This window comes from Streptomyces silaceus (assembly GCF_001419745.1).
GTDB classification, from domain to species: domain Bacteria; phylum Actinomycetota; class Actinomycetes; order Streptomycetales; family Streptomycetaceae; genus Streptomyces; species Streptomyces silaceus.
Genome location: NZ_LIRJ01000643.1, coordinates 1 through 677, shown reverse-complemented (window position 1 = coordinate 677; position 677 = coordinate 1). Strand labels below are relative to the sequence as shown.

At 71.9% G+C, this 677-nt stretch carries 2 pseudogenes; both read right to left on the bottom strand.

The features are described 5' to 3' along the window. Positions 1–449, bottom strand: a pseudogene (locus AOK22_RS38140) (pyridoxal-phosphate dependent enzyme); the annotation flags it as partial. A gap of 2 nt (positions 450–451) precedes the next feature. Next, a pseudogene (locus AOK22_RS43560) lies at positions 452–677 on the bottom strand (tryptophan synthase subunit beta); the annotation flags it as partial.

The following is a 677-nucleotide window of genomic DNA, read 5'->3' as shown; positions in this document are numbered from 1 at the left end:
CGTCGACGGTGGCGTCCGTGTCGTACAGGCCGAAGTAGCGCGCGGCCGTGTCCATGTCCTTGTCGCCGCGTCCGGAGAGGTTGACGACGATCAGCCCGTCCTTGCCGAGCTCCTTGCCGACCTCCAGCGCGCCCGCGAGGGCGTGCGCGGACTCGATGGCCGGGATGATGCCCTCGGTCCTGGACAGCAGGCGCAGGGCCTGCATCGCCGCGTCGTCGGTGACCGCGCGGTACTCGCCGCGGCCGCTGTCCTTGAGGTAGGCGTGCTCGGGGCCGATGCCCGGGTAGTCGAGGCCCGCCGAGATCGAGTAGGGCTCGGTGATCTGGCCCTCCTCGTCCTGGAGGACGTACGAACGCGATCCGTGCAGGATGCCCGGCTCGCCCGCGGTCAGGGTCGCCGCGTGCTCGCCGGTCTCCACGCCGTGTCCGGCGGGCTCGCAGCCGATGAGGNNAGGCGTCCGGCCCGCTCCAGGATCTGCCGGCGGGCCTCGACGCCGATGACGCGGTGGAAGTCGCGGACCATGGCCGGGAAGGGGTGGGGTCCGGCGACGGTGCCGAAGAGGTAGTGCGTGCGGTCGACGTTGGCGACCCAGTCGCGGAACGCCTCGTTGATGGCGTCCTTGAGGGTGCGGCTGCCGGACTTCACGGCGACGACCTCGGCGCCCAGCATGCGCATCC